14 protein-coding genes are annotated in these 20,575 nt (G+C 51.7%); 11 read left to right on the plus strand and 3 right to left on the minus strand.

The window, feature by feature from the left end; genetic code table 11:
- Positions 1-84 precede the first annotated feature (84 nt).
- Genes MKX70_RS15825 through MKX70_RS15835 form a run of 3 tightly spaced genes read left to right on the plus strand, consistent with a single transcriptional unit; the run spans position 85 to position 2,547 of the window.
- Positions 85-882: a MerR family transcriptional regulator gene (locus MKX70_RS15825; RefSeq protein ID WP_331281879.1), complete on the plus strand. Its 798-nt coding sequence runs from the start codon at positions 85-87 to the stop codon at positions 880-882.
- Entirely contained in the window at positions 879-1,562 is a 684-nt protein-coding gene (locus MKX70_RS15830; protein ID WP_042238118.1) for a GNAT family N-acetyltransferase, read from the plus strand. The genes MKX70_RS15825 and MKX70_RS15830 overlap by 4 nt, the downstream gene beginning before the upstream one ends.
- Complete coding sequence (locus MKX70_RS15835; RefSeq protein ID WP_340784173.1) at positions 1,540-2,547, plus strand: alpha/beta hydrolase family protein; 1,008 nt, start codon at positions 1,540-1,542, stop codon at positions 2,545-2,547. Before MKX70_RS15830 ends, MKX70_RS15835 begins: the two co-directional genes overlap by 23 nt.
- Before the next feature lie 96 nt (positions 2,548-2,643).
- Here the strand turns inward: MKX70_RS15835 and MKX70_RS15840 are convergent, their stop codons facing one another.
- Both MKX70_RS15840 and uxuA read right to left on the minus strand, forming a co-directional pair.
- Positions 2,644-4,260: a mannitol dehydrogenase family protein gene (locus tag MKX70_RS15840; RefSeq protein ID WP_340840314.1), complete on the minus strand. Its 1,617-nt coding sequence runs from the start codon at positions 4,258-4,260 to the stop codon at positions 2,644-2,646.
- Positions 4,261-5,337, minus strand: a complete 1,077-nt coding sequence (gene uxuA, locus MKX70_RS15845) for a mannonate dehydratase (protein ID WP_042238111.1) — start codon at positions 5,335-5,337, stop codon at positions 4,261-4,263.
- Positions 5,338-5,581: 244 nt separating this feature from the next.
- Here uxuA and MKX70_RS15850 point away from each other — a divergent pair, with 244 nt between their 5' ends.
- On the plus strand, positions 5,582-6,214 hold the full coding sequence (locus tag MKX70_RS15850; protein WP_340784179.1) for a GntR family transcriptional regulator: 633 nt from the start codon (positions 5,582-5,584) through the stop codon (positions 6,212-6,214).
- A gap of 82 nt (positions 6,215-6,296) precedes the next feature.
- Here MKX70_RS15850 and MKX70_RS15855 read toward each other — a convergent pair whose 3' ends face one another.
- Positions 6,297-7,202, minus strand: coding sequence for an AraC family transcriptional regulator (locus tag MKX70_RS15855; RefSeq protein ID WP_042238106.1), 906 nt, complete (start codon positions 7,200-7,202; stop codon positions 6,297-6,299).
- A gap of 291 nt (positions 7,203-7,493) precedes the next feature.
- Here MKX70_RS15855 and MKX70_RS15860 point away from each other — a divergent pair, with 291 nt between their 5' ends.
- From MKX70_RS15860 to MKX70_RS15890, 7 genes are all read left to right on the plus strand, one after another.
- Positions 7,494-9,578 (plus strand): alpha-glucuronidase family glycosyl hydrolase, encoded by a 2,085-nt coding sequence (locus MKX70_RS15860; RefSeq protein ID WP_042238104.1) that lies wholly within the window; start codon positions 7,494-7,496, stop codon positions 9,576-9,578.
- 34 nt (positions 9,579-9,612) lie between these two features.
- Positions 9,613-10,407 carry a Nif3-like dinuclear metal center hexameric protein gene (locus tag MKX70_RS15865; RefSeq protein ID WP_340784182.1) on the plus strand — a complete coding sequence of 265 codons (795 nt, stop codon included), beginning with the start codon at positions 9,613-9,615 and terminating at the stop codon, positions 10,405-10,407.
- 394 nt (positions 10,408-10,801) lie between these two features.
- Positions 10,802-13,090: an AraC family transcriptional regulator gene (locus MKX70_RS15870; protein ID WP_340840315.1), complete on the plus strand. Its 2,289-nt coding sequence runs from the start codon at positions 10,802-10,804 to the stop codon at positions 13,088-13,090.
- A gap of 174 nt (positions 13,091-13,264) precedes the next feature.
- Positions 13,265-14,875 (plus strand): extracellular solute-binding protein, encoded by a 1,611-nt coding sequence (locus MKX70_RS15875; RefSeq protein WP_340840316.1) that lies wholly within the window; start codon positions 13,265-13,267, stop codon positions 14,873-14,875.
- Between the two features lie 84 nt (positions 14,876-14,959).
- On the plus strand, positions 14,960-15,868 hold the full coding sequence (locus tag MKX70_RS15880) for an ABC transporter permease (protein WP_042238096.1): 909 nt from the start codon (positions 14,960-14,962) through the stop codon (positions 15,866-15,868).
- 13 nt (positions 15,869-15,881) lie between these two features.
- On the plus strand, positions 15,882-16,760 hold the full coding sequence (locus tag MKX70_RS15885; protein ID WP_042238094.1) for a carbohydrate ABC transporter permease: 879 nt from the start codon (positions 15,882-15,884) through the stop codon (positions 16,758-16,760).
- Between the two features lie 297 nt (positions 16,761-17,057).
- Positions 17,058-20,543 (plus strand): glycoside hydrolase family 2 TIM barrel-domain containing protein, encoded by a 3,486-nt coding sequence (locus MKX70_RS15890; RefSeq protein WP_340840317.1) that lies wholly within the window; start codon positions 17,058-17,060, stop codon positions 20,541-20,543.
- The last annotated feature ends 32 nt before the right edge of the window (positions 20,544-20,575 follow it).

The raw sequence follows: 20,575 nt of genomic DNA on the forward strand, positions 1-20,575 counted from the left end.
TTTACATTTCTGACTAAGTCATTGACCTTAGGTCTGGCCTAAGGTATATCATTGAAGCATAGGCAGGGAAGTGAGGAGGGATGAGTGTTGGGGGCGGAAATTACAATTGGCGAATTGGCCGAGCTGATGCAGGTGTCGGTTCATCAGATCAGGTATTTTGAGGAAAAAGGGGTGCTTCTCCCTTCCTATACGGATACGAACCAGTATCGCAAGTATGGCATAGACCAGATCTATCAGCTCTCGCAAATTATGCTGCTGCGCAAGCTGGGGATGCCCGTGCAGGCGATAAAAGAAAGTATGGCGGAGGACGGAGAGCAGGTAATGGAAGAGAAGCTGCATCACTCGCTGGGGGAGGTAGGCAGAGAGATTGCCAGGCTCCAGCAGCTGGAGCAGCTCCTCTTGAAGGTTCTGCATGAGCAGCGTGATTTTCAGATGGACAAGCAGAGCTACAGCGTGAAAATGCGTGAAGCATTGCAGCTGCAAAAGTGGTTTGACATGGATTCGGCAGCCGCTCTTGATGCAAGAACACTGGTGGAACAGTCTGCAGGCGTAAACCATTTGTTCGAAACTGATATTCATTATGTTTATGACCGTAAGGATACTGTCTCATTGTATACGGCTCTGGAGCGGGGCAGAGGAATCGGACGGATTTTACCGGCGGGCAACTATCTCTCTCTTAAGTTACAGGTGAAAGATGAATCCGGGCTTGAGAAGGCTATTGAACAATTCAGCCGCCATGCTGAGCATGAATATAGTGAACTTCCGGGTCCGCTTATTCTTATCGAGAAATCCTACCTCTCTTTGTTCAGCCAGGGCATGCTCCATTATGAGATATTGCTCTGCATTGAAACCGAAGCCGCTTCGGGCATAGATCCTTTATGACCCATTCTTCTGTTCCCAAAACGATTACCACTGTAGACATACAGCCGGAACATAATCTTGAGGTCAGCCGGATCATTGTGCATGGATTCCAGAGTAAGTTTATGGCGCTAGCCAAGGTTGATCCAGGGGAGTTAGCCGTGTTTTTTGAGCAGCTGCTGGAGCATTCAGCGGAAGGTCTGTGCACGAAACGGGTGGTGGCGCTGCGAGGCGGGGTAGTGGCGGGTACCCTTAGCCTGAAGTGGCACAAGAACTCTGTAAGTATCACCGGAAAGGCGGCTGAATCCGCCAAGCTTTCTGCATGGAAGCAGATTACAGCGATTGGCACAAGAAATACACTGCTGCTGCTGGCCACACTCTATGGCTTGAACTATGACCCATTGCCGGGAGAATGCTATATCGCAGATCTTGCGGTTCATCCTGAACATCAGGGTAAAGGTGTAGGGCAACTGCTGATAGGCCGGGCACAACAATTTATGCAGGATCATCCGCGATTAACATATTTAAGCCTGCATGTCTCTGGAAACAACAGGGCTGCCAAGAGTTTGTATGAACGGCTTGGATTCAGCACCCAAGCGGAAGAGTATAGCCTGTTAAGCAAATTTCTGTCCGGTGAAGTGAAGTGGGAGTATATGATCAGCAGGCAATATGGAGGTTCATATGAACAAGAAAATCGTAATTAGCTTAATCATCGTGTTAGGTATACTGCTTGGTGCGGGTCTTTATATTGTGCGTCAGAATACGTTTGAAATGATAGAGCAGTCCGTTGAGATTCCCACCCCGCAGGGCAAATTAACGGGGATACTGACGCTCCCTAAGAACGCCGCAGGCGGACTGGGTTTAGTACTATTCATCCATGGCGACGGACCGGTCGATGCTTCACATCATGACGGATACAAACCACTCTGGGAACGGCTCGCCTCGCTGGGGTATGCCTCTCTGTCGCTTAATAAAAGAGGAATCAATGGATCCGCAGGCAGCTGGCTTGAGCAGAGTATCGGGGATCGGGTGGAGGAAGCCGGACAGGCACTGGCCTGGGCCAGAGCGCAGACGTTCGTGGATAGCGGGCGGGTTGGTGTATGGGGAGCCAGCCAAGCGGGTTGGGTGATTCCGAAGCTTGCGGCACAAGAAACGCTCGCATTCAGCATTCTGGTCTCACCGGCCATCAATTGGCTGCAGCAGGGGGCGTATAATACCCGGCAGCAGATGAAGAAGGACGGGTATACCGCCGAGGAAATTAAGCGTCAGATCACCTACGAGCAGCAAGTGGACGAGCTTTTGCTTCAGGGAGCAGACTATGAAGAATATACACAATTGACTCATCCGAAGGAGGCAATGTCCGCAGAACGCTGGTCATTTGTCCGCCGGAACTTTCTGTCAGACGCTACGAATGAGCTACAGAACTTCAAATCCCCGGTGCTCCTGCTGCTTGGCGAAGAGGACTTGAATGTAGATGTGGAGCAAACGGAGTCGGTGTACCGTGAGAACATCAGCCCTGCCTCACTGCTCACGGTTAGGCTGTTCCCGGACACCGAGCATTCTATGCTTCGGGTCCAAACGGCTGATTCTGCTCTGCGTGCATTGATGATCAGTCTCTTTGCCCCTCGGAAGATTACAGTTGATGGTTATATGGAGCAGATAGAACAGTTTCTTAGTAAACAAGGCTGAAGGGTGGAAGGAAGAACGGAGGGGTTGGATATAAAAGAAGACCGGGACCAACCGTCCCGGTCTTTCGGTAAGTACCTATCTCGTATCACCTGCCCATCAGGCGATATATTTCTCCAGCGTAGCCCGCACAGCACCGGGGCCCGCCAGCATCTCAGTGAACATCCCTTGGATGACTTCACCCAGTCCAATGGCGTACAGGTCAACGCCGAAGATGGCTTGATCCTCGAGAACCGCCCGCACCTTCGCTGCCTGCTCTGCATTCGCGCCTAGCGTAATTCCTTCCAGCCGCGCCTGTAAAGCTTCCAGTAGCGGGTCGGGACTCAGCGCGAACACGCCGCCTTCATCGTTCACGCCGAGCAAATACCGGCACCAAGCTGCAATTGCCAGCGGAATGGCCGTAAGCTGCGCCGGATCGAGCTCCTCACGGCGGATGTACGACTTGATCGTCTCGCCGAAGCGGATGCCGACCTTCTGCGAAGTATCGGTAGCAATCCGCTGGGGGGTATCCGGAATGAACGGATTGGCGAAGCGCTCCTGCAGCACTTCATCGAGGAACTGCTTCGGACTCAGAATGCCCGGGTCTACAACCACCGGCAGGCCTTCTTTGTAGCCAATAATCTCCACGAGCTTCCGCAAGGTATCATCCTTCATCTCATCGGCAATCAGCGTGTAACCGAGCAGACAGCCGGTTACTGCCAGCGCAGTATGCAGCGGATTGAGGCAGGTAGTTACCTTCATGGTTTCGACATTGTTGACCGTATCCCGGTCGGTGAAGATGACACCGGCTTCTTCCAGCGCCGGGCGGCCGTTGGTGAATTTATCTTCAATCACCAGGTACTCGCTGATCTCGGCGTTGACGAAGGGGGCGGTGTAAGTATCCTTGGAGGTGACGATCACATCCATGCCGCCGATTCCCTGCTCCAGCAGCGCCGCCTGCACCGATTCGGACGGGCGCGGCGTGATTTTGTCAATCATGGACAGCGGAAAGGTAATCTTCTGCTCATCCTCAAGATAAGCAACGAAGCCTTCTTCTACATGGCCTTTGGCCGCCCATTCTTTGGCGATTGTAACCATGCCGTTCTTCAGCTTATCGCCGTTATGCGAGCAGTTGTCCATGCTGACGAAGGTCATCGGATGCTGTCCCTTCAGATAACGCCGGTAAGCGAAGGAGCAGACGATGCTCATCGCATGGACCGGCTGCTCCGGACCGCCGGCGATATCCTTCTCGACGATACCCAGATACTGGCCGTTCGGTCCGGTGAGGGAATAGCCTTTTTCCGTAATCGTGAAGCTGGCCATCTGCAGGCTGGGATTCTCGAACACTGCGGTCAGGCGGCTGTAATCCGCTTCGCGGGTCTTATCCGCTGTGAGACCTTCCACGATGCTGCTGACGATTCTCTTCTGGAAGTCGCCGCGCGCATTCATCAATACCAACAGAGTCAGATTATCATAAGGCTTGTAGACCTTGTCGATCATCTCGAAGTCGAAGGTCTCGGCAGCAATGATACCGGTATCTGCCTTGCCGCTGTCGAGCAGCTTCTGGTGGGCATTGGCCACGAAGCCTCTGAAGATATTTCCGGCGCCAAAGTGAACCCACTCCGGCTTATCCAGTGTATTCTGTGCTACCGCTGCGAAATCGAACTGCGGCAGCTCTACACCTGCGGCTTCCCAGGCTTCACGGTCCGCAATGCTGCTTCTGGTGAGGCTCAGCATTTATTTCGCCCCCTTGGCATTCTCCAGGCTGTCCCATACGCCCAGCAGATACATAATGCCCATCGCTCTGTCGTACAGGCCATAACCCGGACGGCAGTTTTTCTCTTCGCCCCAGAGATGTCTGCCGTGGTCCGGACGCACATAGCCAGTGTATCCGTTCTCGTGGTAAGCTTTGACAACCTCAGCCACATCCACGCTGCCATCTTGCCCCCGGTGGGATACTTCAATGAAGTCGCCATTGTCGAATACCTTCACGTTGCGAATATGGGCGAAATAAATCCGGTCGTGGAATTCGCGGATCATCGCCGGAAGATCATTCTGCGGGTTGGTTCCAAGCGAACCTGTACAGAAGGTAAGGCCGTTATACGGACTGTCGACCATGTCCAGGAAACGGCGGATGGAATCGCGGCTGCGGATGATGCGCGGCAGTCCGAAGATCGGCCAGGCCGGATCGTCAGGGTGAATCGCCATACGGATATCCACTTCTTCACACACCGGAATAATGCGCTCCAGGAAATACTTCAGGTTGTCGAACAGGATATCCTCGGTGACATCGGCGTAAGCCGCGAACAGATCATCCAGCTTCTCCAGCCGCTCCGGCTCCCAGCCCGGCATTGTGAATTCTCCGGCACCCCTCAGAATCCGGTCCACCATTTCGCGCGGATTATCCGTAATGGCAGCCTTTTCATAAAAGAGTGCATTCGATCCGTCCGGCAGCTCCTTATACAGCTCAGTACGGGTCCAGTCGAACACCGGCATGAAGTTGTAGCAGATGACCTTAACGCCGACCTTGGCCAGCTTGCGGATGGTATCGATATAGATGTCAATGTATTTGTCGCGGGACGGCAGCCCGATCTTGATATCATCATGAACGTTAACGCTTTCTACAACCGCTGTGCTGAAGCCTTTGGCTGTAATCTGATCGGCAACCTTCTGGATTTCTTCCATTTCCCATACTTCACCCGCTACCTTGTGATGCAGCGACCAGACGATGCCCATTACTCCGGGAATTTGACGTACATGGTCAAGGGTAATATTGTCGTTGCCCTCGCCATACCATCTCCAAGTCATATTCATTGTCATTTCCTCCTTGGTATTAAACATAAATACAAATACAATCATTCTGAAGCCTTGTGACAATTGACCATACGGATAAAACGTTTTGTGATATGATTATCTTGTATACAAGCTAGGATTCGTATTGATCATAGAATAAGCTTTATGCTTTGTCAATGTAATTCCTATCTGTTTTCTATATAATGAGTGGAGAAGAATATCGTACAGAAAGTTGGTCCATTCCATGACTTCCAAGAAAGAAATAATGTCGTATCTGAAACAGGAAATTCTCTCGCTTGCGCTGAAGCCCGGGTCGATGATCAGTGAGACCGCGCTTTCCGAACGCTTCGAGCTGTCGCGGACGCCGATCCGGGATGTGCTGAAGCAATTGTCCCTGGAGCAGTACGTGGACATCTATCCCAAAAAAGGCAATCTGGTCTCGTACATAGATCTGGAGTCGGTGGAGCAGATAATCTATCTCCGCAATGTGCTGGAGAAGGAAATTATGAAGTCGCTGGCCGGTAATATTCCGCTGAAGGGGCTGCATGAGCTGAGGGGCAACCTTGCCCAGCAGCAGAAGTGTATTGAGCAGGCCGAGGGGGCCGAGGTTTTCCTGCAGCTGGATGATCAATTTCACCGCACCATGTTCGGCCTGGCCGGACGAGAATTCCTGTGGGGGGTGCTGCAGCAGTTCAATGTGCATTACATCCGCTACCGGAAGCTGCATATGCTGAAGGACGAGAAGCTGGCTACGATTCAGCAGGAGCATCAGCAGCTGCTGGATTATACCCTGCAGGGGGACACGGCGGGGATCGATGAGCTGCTGCATCATCATCTGCGGGCAGATATTGATTCGACGAACTTTCAGGAGCATTTTGCCACTTATATCAAGCAATAAATCCGTATTCTGGACCGTCTGGCAGATGCCAAATATCCCTGCACTCATGTGACATGAAGGCAGGGATATTTGGCATGGAGGCCTATAGTCCGGACTCGCGGTATTCGCGCGGTGAGGTGCCGTGCCAGCGCTTGAACTGCCGGCTGAAATGGGCAATATCGCGGTAGCCGAGAATGCCTGATATCCGGCTGACGGACAGGCTGGGATCATCCAGCAGGACCTTAGCTTCATGGAGCATCTGTTCGGACAGAAACTCCCGGGGCGAGATGCCGAACACCTGGCGGAACACCCGGTAGCAGTGCGAGGCGCTGATCCCGAGCTCCGAGGCAATATCATCAATTCCGTAATGGCTGTCATAGGGCAGCTCCAGCTTGAATTGCTGGTAGACCAGCCCCTGAAGGCGGCCGCGGATCTGGTGGGCCAGCTCAATCTTCTCATAGGTGGCAGGGGAAGACAGATCAGCTTCAATAGAGAAGGCTTCCCACAGCTGGGCGAACAGATCGAAGACGGCGGACTGCAGCCTCATGCGCTGTGACATGGTGATGTCTCCCGAGATAGAGCCTGAAATATCCACCAATTTGGAGAGGATGGGCCCTAGCTTATGGGCAATATTGCTTGCGGAAGGGAAGAGTACGTGATCCAGGCGGCTGAGCAAGGAGATCAGGAGCTTGTCATCGATATCAAAATGAATGCAGAAATACGTAAAAGCCTGGCCGTTTCCGCTGCGGCTGGCATGAGAATCTCCCGGCCGGAGCAGTACTAAGTCTCCGGCCCGCTGGATATAGCTGCGGTTATTAACGGTAAACAGTTGCTCCCCTTCGAGCACATAGTTGAATTCATATTGCGGATGGGCGTGCAGCGGATAATCCCATTCCCCGCTGACCTTGCGCAGATGCATACCAAACAGGTTAAGCGTGGTTTTCACATCCGGGATGATCGTTTCACTAAGGCATTGACCCAATACAGGCGGTAAAAAAGCGGAAACCAATAGATTCTCCCCCTGACACTTGCGTTAGAATTAACGAGTGTATTCGTTTTACGCGATCCATTATCTCGTTTTTAGTATAGCTGAAACCTGCTTGATTTGGGTAAATAATTGCTTGATTTGACAATGTTCCCGTCCGGCGGCAGCGTGGTAGGATGAACCTGAACAGGAACTAGTATACAAGATGGGCGAAGAAGCCTGAGCTTCACGGCTGTGTTAATAACCGTGGCTCAGCGATACCTGCCCGGTCATACGCCCGCTAAACATGATTAATACACTGGAGGAGATGTTGGCATGAGACAACAACCGGACAATCAGACTGCCGTAGTAGCCGGCAGCGGATACGACGCCTGGTTAAGCTACCCGAAGCTGCCGCAAGGCAATCTATATACGCAATATGTGAAATGGTGCGGAGCCGTAACCGTGACGGAAGAGCAGGAGACGGTGCAAGCGGCGCTGCGTGAATGGCAGAGAGGGATTGCCTCGATGCTGGATATTGAGGCAGGGGCTTCACCGGCTGCGGGCGGATTCACCATAGCATTCGGCACCTTCCATGGTGGCAATCCGCTGATTCAGGATGTATTTGATGTGAAGACGATTCAAGGGGTAGGACCGGAAGGATTCGCGATCCGCACCAGCCTGACCCAGAAGTGCATTGCCGTAGGGGCTTCCGCACCGGCAGGTGTGCTGTATGGTGTCTTCCACCTCCTGCGCCTGATTGGAGGTCTGAAAGACATTGAGCGTCTGGATGAAACCGTGAATCCGGTGAACGCGCTGCGCATGATCAACCATTGGGATAATTTCGACGGCAGTGTAGAGCGGGGATATTCGGGGAGATCCTTCCTCTATGAGAATAACCGCTTCACGGATGATTTTAACAGAATTACCGATTACGCTCGGCTGATGTCTACCGCAGGGATTAATGCCATTGCGATCAATAACGTGAACGTTCATGCGCTGGAAACATTGTTTATCTCCACCTACCTGCCCGATGTAGCGAGAATCGCTGATGTATTCAGAACCTATGGTATCCGGCTGTTCCTGAGCGTGAACTTCGCGGGCCCGATGCATGAAGGTGAAGTAGGAACTGCAGATCCGCTGGACACCGGAGTCCGAGAGTGGTGGAAGACGAAAGCGGCTGAAATCTATACGGTGATTCCTGATTTCGGCGGATTCGTGGTCAAGGCCGATTCGGAGAACCGGCCAGGCCCGTTCACGTACGGGCGGGATCATGCCGATGGCGCCAATATGCTGGCGGAGGCGCTGGAGCCGTTCGGCGGCATCGTTATCTGGCGCTGCTTCGTGTACAACTGCAAGCAGGACTGGCGTGACCGCAAGACGGACCGGGCGAGAGCAGCCTATGATCATTTCAAGCCGCTTGACGGTAAGTTCCATGATAACGTAATTCTGCAGATCAAGAACGGCCCGATGGATTTCCAGGTCAGAGAACCGGTATCTCCGCTGTTCGGGGCGCTTGAACAGACCAATCAGGTAATTGAATTTCAAATTGCCCAGGAGTATACCGGACAGCAGCGTCATGTCTGTTACCTGGTTCCGCAGTGGAAAGAGATTATGGAATTTGATACGCTGGCCCAAGGCGGAACGGCTCCGGTGAAGCATATCGTTGACGGCTCGTTATGGGGCAACCGTTACAGCGGTGTGGCCGCGGTATCCAATGTGGGCAATGACCGGAATTGGACCGGTCATCTGCTGGCTCAGGCGAATCTTTACGGATTCGGGCGGCTGGCCTGGAACCCGGAGCTTAGCGCGGAAGAAATAGCTGCGGAGTGGATCGCCCTGACGTTTGGTGCAGAGGCTGCGGTTGCCGGCGTAATCAGCCGGATTCTACTGGATTCCTGGGAGATTTACGAGTCCTATACAGCACCGCTTGGCGTGGGCTGGATGATTAACCCTGAGCATCACTATGGACCTAATGTTGACGGCTATGAATATTCACAATGGGGTACCTACCATTATGCCGATCATCAGGGAATCGGTGTAGACCGGACTGTGGCTACAGGCACCGGATACAGCGCCCAGTATATGGGCAACAATGCGCAGCGCTATGATTCGCTGGAAGAATGTCCGGATGAACTGCTGCTGTTCTTCCATCATGTGCCTTACACCCATGTGCTGCATTCCGGCAAAACTGTGATTCAGCATATCTACGACACCCATTTTGCAGGTGCGGAACGTGCTGACGGGCTGCTGGCTGCCTGGAACGGATTGAAGGGAAGGATCGCAGAGGGGTTGTATGTGCAGGTAGAGGAACGTCTGCGGGGACAGGCTGCGCATGCCAAGGAGTGGCGCGACCAGATCAATACTTACTTTTACCGCAAGAGCGGTATAGAAGATTCCGGAGCACGCAAGATTTATTGAGAGTTAATAGGGAACTATTAGGAGGGGCAGGTTCATGACGCTCACTTTCGGACAGGTTATCGGACATTTAACAGCAGGCATCCGCAAGCCGGATGGAACGGTAGACAGGCTGGAGCCGGGTGCTCCGGAGTCGGAAGTGCAGGGAATTGTGACCGCCTTCTCGGCTTCGCAGTATGTAATTGAACAGGCGGTCTTGCTTGGCGCGAATCTGATCATTACGCATGAAGGTGTTTTTTATAGCCATCAGGACAACCGGGAAGGATTGGAGAATGATCCTGTATACCGGCAGAAATCTGCATTGATCGCCAGCACCGGGGTAGGTATCTACCGCTTCCATGACTATGTGCACCGCTATACACCGGACGGGATCATAGAAGGGCTGCTGCGGGAGCTGGAATGGGAGCCGTATGTCGAACGGCATCTGCCCCATGTGTCTATTCTCTCGGTCCCTGCTGCGTCAGTTTCAGAGATTGCCGGATATTTGAAGCAGCAGCTGCATATCCCCTATGTCCGCGCAGCAGGCAATTTATCCGCTGTATGCAGCAGAGTGGGCGTGCTGGTTGGCTACAGAGGCGGTGGTGCAGCTACCATTCCCCTATTTGAGCAGGAGTCACTTGATCTGATTATCGCCGGTGAAGGCCCGGAGTGGGAGACCCCGGAATATATCCGGGATGCCGTCCGGCAGGGCCGAAGCCAGGCATTAATTATGCTGGGTCATGCGGAGAGTGAAGCGCCGGGGATGAAGCTGCTCGCGCAGCGGCTGGCCTTGCAGTTTCCGGATGTACCGGTGCATTACATTCAGGAACAGCCTGTGTATCAAATTGTATAACTGGAGAAGCCTCTTTGAAGGTGTGAAGATCAAGGGACAATGGCTGTCCCTTCAGGTCTTCTGCCGGCAAAGGGGTTTTTAATGTTCAGCTGGATGGTTCCGCCGGATTGCGCAGTACAACGGTCTTGTTTACAAATTGTCGATCGGGTTCATATTGTGGATTGCCCGCTGGACTCAATTATCATATAGTGGAATTCTATATGAGGTGAACTTGAAAACTTCACAAAAAAGGCAATGTAACGAAAGGGAAGTTTGGAACTGTAGGAGCGGTAGCGTCCGCCTTTGTATCCGGAAGTCCAAACATTCACCGTAGTTACCCTTCGCCTAAAACAAGTGGGATTTTCAGTCCGATCCATCCAGAATCCAGACAAGCAACAGTAAGGGAGCACAGCAGATGAAATATAAGCGCTTTAGGTTCAGCAAAAGTATTGCCTTTAAATGGATCGTCTCCTATTCTGTGATCATGCTTATCCCGCTTATTGTTAGCGCTATCATCTATCTGCAGACCAAACAGATTGTAGAGTATGAGATTGAACGAGCAGGCAACGCCATGCTTAAGCAGATGCAGAATACAGTAGACAGCGAGATTAATCAGGCTGAGAAGCTGGCCATGCAATTATCCATTCATAGCAGTGTGAACAAATACTTAACTCTCACACCTGACACAGAGGGAGCAGGGGCCTTTCAGATCTATCAAACCCGGCAGGAGCTGAGCAGGTACAAATCCGCCAATGATTTCATTGATGGAATCTATCTGTATTCTAGCAGTCTGGACAGGGTACTGACGGATGAGACGTATACGGACAGTGAAACCTTTTATGCGATGAACAGTACGATGATCGGCTTGTCCTATGAAGAATGGCTGTCACAGCTGAACGGTGGGAGTGACGATGGCGGGACCCCCATGCCGTTTATTGAATTCAAGCGCTGGGAGAATAAGGTTGTGATGATGAAGCCGTTCACCAGCAGCGTTGCTGACAATGGACTGAAGGGGATGCTGGTTCTGCCGCTGAACGGCAGCAAGATTCAGAGCATGCTGAAGAATGTGGATTGGGTGAATAACGGTGAGGTGTACATTGCCGATGATCATAATCAGATTTTATTTCAGAATAATGATGCTTCCCCGCAGCTGGCAGTGCCGGACGCCCAGGCTGGGGATGAGACTGCAGGCACTTCTTTCCAGGATATCGCCGGTACGGAGAATATGGTATCCTTCATCGATTCCGATACCACCAAATGGAAGTATATCAGTGTGTTTCCTTCAAGCGTATTCTGGGAAAAAGCGCGGCAAATCCGCAATTTGAACCTGCTGGGACTATTTATCAGCTTTTTGATCGGGACGGTGGTCATCTCCTACTTTGCCCGCAAGAATTATAATCCTGTCCGCGAGCTGGTTAATATGTTCACGCCCTCCACAGATGAGCAGACGCAGCGGGTGCTGGATGAATTCTCCTTCATCCGGGAGAGCGCCCTGGCTACCATCCGGGAGAGGGATGACATTAACAGTCGGCAATTCAGGCAGCTGCGTGTGTTGCAGACCTACTACTTATCAAGGCTGCTCAAAGGGCAGGTGGAAGACGGATTATCGCTGGAGGAAGCGGCGAGAGTCCATCACTTCCAGTGGGATTCGGAGGATTTTGCGGTACTCCTATTCTACATTCAGGCTGGCGGAGAAGGCAGTCCGTCGCCAAGCCTTTCCAATTTCATCGTGTCCAACATCATTATGGATTTCACAGGTCCGGATCACGGCCTGAGCTTCACCGAAATGGACGGTATGCTTGCGGCGGTTATGAATATTAACACCGGCCGCTCCGTCAGCTGGAAAGAGGATATTGAAGATGCGCTGGGCCAAACCCTGGATTTCATTCAGCGGAAATACGGTCTGCAGATTGCGATGGCCGGCAGCGAGCTGCTTCACGGAATGGGCAGTATGCATCAGGGATATCTGCAGGCGCTGGAGGCTCAGGAATACCGGCTGGTGCTGGAAGAGAATATATCAATCTGGTATGGGGATATTGAACCGCAGGAGACGGATTATTATCTGACAATCAATGATGAAGTGGTATTTATTAATCTGGTCAAAAGCGGTGAATTTGAGAAGGCTGCGGCGATGGCAGATGAGATTCTGGCCCGCTTCTTCGGTTCCCAGGTGTCCATTGAGCTTGTGAGATATGCCATGATTGATTTAACCAGCTCCATTATGAAGGCCGTCCCGCAGGAAACGAAGCGCTCGAAGCTATGGGAGGAATGGCGTCCGATGAAAAGGCTCTTGGCCTGCTCCACACGCGCAGATTTCCGTCATGAGCTGACAGAGCTGATCCAAATGGCCTGCAGCAAAGCCACGGAGAAGCTTGCGCTGGTGTCAAATTCGGGAATCGGAGACGAGGTATCTGCCTATGTGCAGAATCATTATGCGGACATCAATCTTAGTGTGTCCATGATTGGTGCCAATTTCGGCATCACTCCGCAATATGTGTCTCGGTTGTTCAAGGAACAGATGGGTCAGGGTCTGCATGATTACATCAGTCAGGTTCGTACAGCCGAGGCCAAAAAATTGCTTCAGGAAGGAGTCACCATTGAGGAGGTTTCTTCCCGTGTGGGCTTCTCCAGCAGCAGTGCGTTCATCCGGGTATTCAAAAAGTATGAAGGCATCACACCGGGGCGGTTCAAAACTCTGCAATAAACAAACCGGATATTCAATTTCTCTACAGGAGGATAGAAGCAGGCTGATTCTATCCTCCTTTTGCGTTTTTAATAATGGATTCCGCATTTTGAATATTGTTTGTATACAAGATTCAGCTTACATTGTAGAGGCATCAAGTCGTCATCTAAACATATAACGGAGGTCGAATTAGCGATGAAATTATTTGGAACGTACAAGCTTCACAAACCGGTTGTCGTTTTGTTAGGTCTCACATTGCTGGCTTCAGGCTGCAGCAGTTCCAAGAATGTGAACAATGAGAGCGCTCCAAACACATCTGCAGGGAACGCCCCTGCTTCAAATGAAGCCGCTGCAGATTTCACTTATCCGATGTCGGGCGGAATAGAGCTGACTTATATGAACGAACAGCTGGGAGGCACGCCGGAACGTCTGCCGGTCGATGACGAATACGAGAAACGTACAGGAATCGCCATCAAACAGCTGGGCGGAACACCCATGACTGATCAGAAGTTCAGTCTGCTGCTGGCATCAGGTGAACTGCCGGATATCTTCCTGAATACATGGCTGCAATATCCGGGCGGTCCTGACAAAGCTGTAGAGCAGGGATATATTCTGAAGCTTAATGATCTGATTGATCAATACGCGCCTAACCTGAAGAAGACCCTCCAGGAGCACCCGGAAATTGACAAAATGATCAAAACGGATGACGGCACCTACTATGCTTTTCCGTTCATCCGCTCGGAAGCCGGACGTGTCTATGGCGGGCCGATTATCCGTCAGGATTGGCTGGATGAGCTGGATCTCAGTATCCCGGAAACGATTGAGGAGTGGCATACCGTCCTGACTGCTTTTAAAGAGAAGAAGAATGCTGCCTCCCCTGTAACCTTCCGCACGATGTTCCTCGGTGAACGGACAGGCGGATTCGCCGGAGCCTTCGGCGTGATGGGGAACTTCTATGTCAATGATGGAAAAGTAGTGTACGGCTATTTAGAGCCGGGCTACAAGGATTACCTGACTACGATGAGCCAGTGGTACAAAGAAGGGCTGATCGACAAGGATTTCGCCTCTATTGATGCAGCTACAGTCGATAAGAAAATGACCTCTAATGTTAGCGGTGCAACGATTGGCTGGCAGTACTATATTGAGAAATATAATTCAGCCGTACAGGAAACCGATCCGAAGGCCGACTTCGTAGCCGCTCCTTATCCGTCTGCTGTCAAAGGCGAGCTTCCAGAATTTGGCCAGCTGGATAATGCTTATGCGGGGACAAGCTCTGCGGCAATCTCTGCCACCGCCAAGAATGTTGAAGCCGCTATGCGCTGGCTGGATTATGCCTTTACCATGGAAGGCAGCATGCTGAATACCTATGGTGTTGAAGGAATTACTTACAATCTGGAAGACGGCAAGCCCGTCTATACCGATCTTGTAGTTAAGAATCCGGAGGGCCTCGGCAGCGATCAGGTCATGTCCAAATATTCTCACGGCACCAACTTCCCGATGATTCAGCAGGACAACAATCTGCCGGCGAAATATCCGGCAACTACCGAATCCATCGGTATCTGGAAACAAACCAATCATGAGAGCCACCTGCTTCCTCCGGTAACCCCAACTGCCGAAGAAGCGGATGAAATGAGCAGTATTATGAACGATATCAACGCCTTTGTGAAAGAAACGGAGCTCAAGATCATCCTGGGAACCGAATCTGTTGATAAATATGATCAAGCTGTTCAGCAAATGAAGGATCTGGGCATTGAGCGCGCACTGGAAATTCAACAAGCGGCCTACGAACGTTATTTGAACCGCTAACTAAACTTATAACGGCAGGGGCTGCTACAAAGAACAGATACGGGCAGTCCCGGCCTTAAGCCTTGCAGCAAAGGAGAGGGAAATATGCTGAAAACCAGACTGGGAAAAGACTTCCTGCGCAATAAATGGCTGTATCTGATGATTCTGCCTGTCATCCTATATTATGTTTTGTTCCACTATGTTCCGCTTTACGGTACGATTATTGCCTTCAAGCAATTTGTCCCTTCCCAAGGAATATGGGGCAGTGAATGGGTGGGATTCAAGCACTTTGAAGCTTTTTTTTCGAGTATTTATTTTTTTCGCGTAATTAAGAACACCGTTCTGCTAAGCTTCTTCAATCTGCTCATCGGATTTCCGGCACCGATCATTCTGGCCTTACTGCTAAATGAATTGAAAAGCCCGATTTTCCGCCGGATCACACAGACTATTACCTACATGCCGCATTTTATTACACTTGTAGTTGTGGCGGGAATTGTGCGCTACTTCACCTTATCGGATGGTTTGATTAACGATGTCATTGCCTTTTTTGGCGGCGCCCGGATCTCATTTCTGCAACAGCCCGAGTCCTTCCGCCCCATTTATATCATCAGTGAGATCTGGCAGCAAATCGGCTGGGGAACAATCATCTATCTGGCCGCCATCACCGGTATTGACCAGCAGCAGTATGAGGCTGCCAAAATTGACGGAGCGACCAAGATTCAGCAGATCCGCCACGTTACCCTGCCCGGCATTCTGCCTACGATTATGATTATGCTGATCCTGGCACTCGGAAATATTATGAATGTCGGATTTGAGAAAATCATTCTGTTATACAGCGCCAGTATTTACGAGACGGCTGATGTCATATCCACTTTTGTTTACCGTAAAGGGATTCTGGAATTCAGCTACAGCTACAGTGCGGCGGTAGGTCTGTTCAACTCCGTCATCAACTTCACCATTCTGCTGCTCGCCAACTCTTTCAGTAAACGTGCAAGTAAAAACAGTCTTTGGTAAGGGGTGGACAACGATGATTAAAGCGTCGCTCGGCGAACGAATCTTTGATATCTGCAATTCCATTATTATGGTGCTTATGATTATTCTGACACTCTATCCTATGCTGTATATTTTGTTCTCCTCGTTAAGTGACGGGAACCGCCTGATCTCCTTCGATGGCATTCTGCTCTGGCCGCAAGGCTTCTCGCTGGCAGCTTACAAGGCGGTGCTTAACAACCCAGTCATTCTGAGCGGCTTCAAAAATACACTGTTCATTCTGGTGGTGGGACTTGTCATTAACATGACGCTTACCTCCCTTGGCGCTTATTTCCTGTCACGGGAAGGGGTCTTGCTGCAAAAGCCGATCATGTTCTTCATCGTATTCACCATGTTTTTCCAAGGGGGACTCGTGCCTTTCTATCTGATCGTGAAATCCTATGGCCTGCTCGACAGCCTCTGGGCGCTGATTCTGCCTACCGCGGTTAGTACGTTCAACTTAATCATCATGCGCACTTATTTCATGGCGATTCCGAGGGAGCTGGAGGAGTCCGCTTTTCTGGACGGTGCTGGCCACTTCACGATCCTGTTCCGCATCTTCCTTCCGTTGTCCATGCCGGTTGTCGCCGTGCTGATCCTGTATTATGGCGTAGGCCACTGGAACAGCTGGTTCAACGCGATGATCTTCCTGCGGGACCAGAGCCTGTTCCCGATCCAGCTTGTGGTCAGAAATATCATTCTTGAGAACGATAACGCCAGCATGCTGGGCACCACAACGCTGCTCCACAGCCGGGATGTGACTGAGACGCTGAAGTATGCGGCAATTATCGTGAGTACAGCGCCAATCCTGGTGCTGTATCCGTTCCTGCAGAAGTATTTTGTAAAAGGCGTGATGGTAGGGGCTCTAAAGGGGTGAGGTAGAGAGTTCGTACGCAAGTCCAAAATCGATTCCGGCTGCAACTGCGGTGAATGTTTGGACTTCCGGCCGCTGTTGTCCCCGGATTTCTTGATTTAAACCGCTCTACGCGGTAGAAATCCGGCGACAAAGGCGGACGCTTCCGCTCCTACAGTTCCAAACTTCACCTCCGTTGCTCTCATCTAATTGTTGTATTTACAGTTCAAACTCTTGTTAATTGGCGGATGCGTCCGCTGCAGTATGGTATGAAGTTATTCAGGAAGCTTAGCTATGGAGATCTAAGGGGGAAGTGCAGCAATGAGTCTAAAAAGGAAACTCAGCAAGGGCTGGCAATTCAGCAAGCAGCCGCTTCATTCCGAGCTCGCCAAGGTAGCCGCAGGTACGGACTGGATGCCGGTTACGCTGCCGCATGATTGGCTGATTTACGATACTTATAATCTCTATGAGAACGGAGAGGGCTGGTACCGCACCGGCCTTGAATTCGGTGAAGTGCCTGCCAAGGAGCTCGTTTCCCTGCGTTTTGAGGGAGTGTATATGAACTCTACGCTATACGTGAACGGCCAGGTCGCGGGGGAGTGGAAATACGGATATTCTACCTTTGAGTTTGATATTACCCCGTACCTGACAGCGGGGGAGAATGAAATATATATGCGTGTCATCCATGAATCGCCCAATTCCCGCTGGTACTCCGGCGCCGGAATCTATCGGCCTGTCTGGCTCAAGACTACGCCGAAGACGCATATGGCGGCAGACGGGATCTATATAGTGGCCAGAGCAGCGGAAGGTGAAGCCTGGACAGTGGATGTGGGTGTTGAGCTGCATATTGCTGAAGCTGCTGCAGAAGGCACGAAGCTGAAGCTGCGGCATAGCATTCTGGATGCGGAGGGTACCGTTGTTGCCGGGAAAATTACAGAGGTGCCTGTACAAGCCGGTTTAACAGTCCATAGCCACAGCCGTCTGACTGTTGATCAGCCCCTGCTATGGGATATTACGAGTCCCCAACTCTATAGCCTGCAATCCGAACTGCTGGCAGAGGATGAGGTAATTGAAGTGGAGAAGGAGAGCTTCGGCTTCCGGACCATGGTACTGGATAGTAACAAGGGCTTCTTCCTCAACGGCCGTCATGTCAAAATATACGGAGTCTGCCAGCATCACGACCTGGGTGCTCTGGGGGCTGCTGTGAACAAGGCGGCTCTACGCCGCCAGTTCGTGCTGCTGCAGGAAATGGGCGTGAATGCCATCCGTACAGCACATAATATGCCTGCTGTCGAACTCATGGAGCTGGCCGATGAAATGGGATTGCTGATCGTTTCAGAAGCCTTCGACATGTGGGAGCGCAGCAAGACAGCCTATGATTATGCCAGGTTCTATCCGGAGTGGTGGAAGCGCGATATTGCCAGCTGGGTGCGGCGTGACCGCAACCGCCCAAGTCTGCTGATGTGGAGCATCGGCAACGAGATTTACGACACTCATGCGGATAGCCGGGGTCAGGAGCTTACCCGGGAGCTGCAGGCTGAAGTGCTGGTTCATGATCCGGGAGGCAATGCGTTCGTTACCATCGGCTCGAACTTCATGCCGTGGGAGAATGCGCAGAAATGCGCTGATATCGTGAAGGTAGCCGGCTATAACTACGCAGAGAAATATTACGGGCAGCATCACCGGGAGCATCCGGATTGGATTATCTACGGCAGTGAGACCTGCTCTACCGTGCAGAGCCGGGGAGTCTATCATTTCCCGCTGGCCCAGTCCGTGCTGGCAGATGATGATCTTCAGTGTTCTTCCCTCGGGAACAGCTCTACCAGCTGGGGAGCCAAAAGCACAGAGGCCTGCATCACTGCAGACCGGGATGCTTCTTTCTCGCTGGGACAGTTTCTCTGGACCGGCTTTGACTATATAGGTGAGCCTACTCCATATCACACCAAGAATTCGTATTTCGGACAGCTGGATACCGCAGGTTTCCCTAAGGATTCCTATTATATTTATCAGGCGGAATGGACGGATTACCATACGAATCCTATGGTTCACATCTTCCCTTACTGGGATTTCTCGGAGGGGCAGCAGATTGATGTCCGTGTTTGCTCTAATGCTCCGCGGATTGAATTGTTCGTAAATGAAGTCTCGCAAGGAAGCGTGAATATCGACCATATCCATGGACATAAGCTGCTTGGAGAATGGCAGCTGCCCTATGCGGAGGGGGTTCTTCGCGCAGCTGCTTATGATGAGAAGGGGAATATAATTGCTACGGATCAGATCTCCTCCTTCGGAGATGCAGATTCGCTGGTCCTGACCCCTGACAAACAGGAAATCGCAGCGGATGGTACGGACCTTATATTTGTAACGATCAGTACACTGGATCTGTCGGGACGTCCGGTAGCGAATGCGAATAATCAGGTGCATCTGAGCATTGAAGGCCCGGGGCGGCTGATCGGTCTGGATAATGGGGACAGCACGGATTATGACTCCTATAAAGGTGTAAGCCGCAAGTTATTCAGCGGCAAACTGCTTGCTGTGATTGCCAGTACGCTGGAGCCTGGAACGATTACTTTGCGAGCGGCCTCGGCGAATTTAGCTTCCGCTGAGCTTACCCTCAGGTCAGCTCTTCCGGCACCGGGAACCTTCAATGAAGACGAGCTGTATCTCTACGCGCATAATCCGCTGGAAGCAGATGCGTCTTCTGCGGAGCCGGAGGTTGGCCATAATCGGGAAATTCCGGTCCGCAAGCTGGAGCTGATCTGTCCTGCGGGCAACGTTCTGACGCCGGAGCAACCGTCGCTTCCGGTTCGTGTGAAGCTTCATCCGCCGGATGCTGCCTGGCAGGATGTCGAGTGGCGGATTACCAATGCTGCTGGCATTGATGCGAATATCGCCACCATTGAGGCTAGTGGGCATGAAGCGGTGATATCTGCTCTGGGCGATGGAGATGTGTATATCCGCTGCGGTACAGCCAATGGTGCTGACGGCATACGGCTCTATTCACAAATGGAATTCAAGCTTACAGGCCTTGGCCAAGCCTATCTGAATCCGTATGAGTTTGTCTCTTCCGGGTTTAACAGCAGCCACAGCCGGAATTTGACTAACGGCAATGAACGGGGTGTCGCCACAGCCCGGGAAGGGGAGAGCCGGATCTGCTTCGAACGGATCGACTTCGGGGATTATGGCGCTGATGAGATCATCCTGCCCATCTTCTCGCTTGATGATCAGGAGCTCCCGATTGAAATTTGGGAAGGCGTTCCCGGGGAGAGTGGTGCCGAGCTGCTCATCACAGTCACTTATCAGAAGCCTTCCCTATGGAATGTATATCAGGAGGAACGTTACACACTGCCTAAGCGTTTGACGGGTATGACTTCGCTGACTTTTGTACTCCGCAAGAAGATTCATCTGAAGGGCTTCTCGTTTGTCCGCAAGCACAAGGCGTTTGAGCGTCTTGATGCCCTAACCAATAGCGCGGTTTACGGGGATACCTTCATAGTAACAGAGAACGCAATCGAGGGGATCGGCAACAATGTCTCGCTTATCTTTGCAGGGATGGACTTTGGAGGGGCGGAATGCTCCCGGATTGTAATCTGCGGCCGCTCCGCGCTTGCGAATAACACGCTGCAGATCCTGTTCAGCGGACCCGCTGGCGAAGGCAAGCAGCTGATTGAATTTGCTGGCAGCGACAGCTACACGGAGCGTGAATTCACACTGGAGCCGCCGGTAAGCGGAAGCCAGACGGTCACCTTCCTGTTCCTGCCGGGCAGCCAGTTTGACTTCAAATGGTTCCAGTTTCTGCCGTCCGTATAGCAATCAGGGATATCCCAAACAGCCACCATCTG

The organism is Paenibacillus sp. FSL R7-0312 (assembly GCF_038004445.1).
Taxonomy (GTDB): domain Bacteria; phylum Bacillota; class Bacilli; order Paenibacillales; family Paenibacillaceae; genus Paenibacillus_AQ.